This is a genomic window from Prevotella sp. 885 (genome assembly GCF_002265625.1).
Lineage (GTDB): Bacteria > Bacteroidota > Bacteroidia > Bacteroidales > Bacteroidaceae > Prevotella.
In genome coordinates, this window is sequence record NZ_NOVE01000120.1 from 1 (window position 1) to 1,453 (window position 1,453).

General features: G+C 38.4%; 2 protein-coding genes. Both read left to right on the top strand.

The annotated features are described in order from the left end of the window. Positions 1 to 50 precede the first annotated feature (50 nt). Positions 51 to 296: a hypothetical protein gene (locus tag CHL74_RS15325; protein WP_141241365.1), complete on the top strand. Its 246-nt coding sequence runs from the start codon at positions 51 to 53 to the stop codon at positions 294 to 296. Next, positions 296 to 1,453, top strand: a 1,158-nt coding sequence (locus CHL74_RS15330) for a hypothetical protein (protein WP_094882013.1), incomplete at its 3' end; no start/stop codon positions are given. The genes CHL74_RS15325 and CHL74_RS15330, both read left to right, overlap by 1 nt.

The following is a 1,453-nucleotide window of genomic DNA, read 5'->3' on the forward strand; positions in this document are numbered from 1 at the left end:
ATAACTCGTTGATTTTTAGTAACTTTACATAAATAAAGCATATGAAGGTTATGAAAAAGTCAGCCCAAGATAGAGAAATAGAAAAGCTTAAAAAGCAGGTGGAAAAACTCAAGAAAGAGAAAGAATCTCTTCAAAGAGACAAACGCAATCTCAAGGGAAGGTTGTCCACTGCTCAGTCAAACAATGCCAAGTATCGTTCTGTACTCAAAAAAAAAGAGAAACCGAACGTTGGATTGGACAAGGAGACTTTCGAACGAATGATGAATCTATTGGACGACATCATTACTCCAGTTTGATGGTTGCTCTTAGTGTGGCTTTTTATGCACGTTTGTCTGTAGGCTCACGACAGATTGTTGAGATATTCAATATTCTAAATGAGTTTATGGGCAATGTGTTCGGTAAAGTTCCCGCATATACAACGATTGGATATTGGACGCAAGAATTGGGACTTAGTGTCTATAAGGAATCATGCAGCCTATTCAAGGACAAGCGATATGCTTTGATTGTTGATGAAAGCATGATGATAGGCAGTGAAAAACTTCTGCTTACACTTGCTATGCCTGCCATTAATGCCGGTTCTGCAATTACGGAAAAAGATATTACTATTGTTGATATTTCTATTGCAAAGAGTTGGAATGGAACAAGCATTAAAAATGTTCTGGAGAAGGTTGCTGATAAGATCGGACACAAACCTGAATATGTTATCAGTGACAATGGTTTCACTGTATGTAAGGCAGTAAGAGAGGCTGGTTATGCCCATCATTCGGACATAAGCCACACTCTTGGTATGTTTCTCGAAAGAGTATATAAGAAAGAAGCTGATTTTCAAGAACTTTCCAATAATGTTCAACTTGCGCGTTTCAAATATAACATGCAAGATGTAGCGTATGTGCAACCTCCTTCACAACGAAGCATTGCACGCTTTATGAATATGTCAAAATGGATTGATTGGATTAGTCGTATGCAATACTTATATCACACTCTCCGAGATGATATAAAGAGCATTTATGCCTTTATTCCACACAATGCCTCTCTAGTCGACGAACTGGCAGAAACGATGGATTGTATAACAAAGATAGAGAAGGATGTAAAAAATAACGGTTGGTCGCATGATACAATTAGTCGGTGCAAGCAACTTGTAACTACAAGTCTAATGTCCGGAAATGAAAGACAATGCAAAGTCGGCTCATTCATATTGGAATATGTAGAACGTGAAATGGCATTCGTTAATGAAGGAGAATCGCACAATGCAAGTTCTGATCCGGTAGAGTCAATCTTTGGAGTAGTGAAAGGCAGAATGTCTGATGACAAACTTGCAGGAGTCACTCCTATAATTCTGATGATGCCGCTTCGCCTTAATTTGGCAGATAAGGACAGACGAGTTAATTTCAATTTTAAACAAAGATTGGAGGAAGGAAGACACCGTCACATTAAGGAATGGACGGATGAAAAC

Coding starts and splice junctions, on each gene's coding strand:
- CHL74_RS15325 (WP_141241365.1), top strand. CDS start 51: ATGAAAAAGTCAGCCCAAGATAGAGAAATAGAAAAGCTTAAAAAGCAG.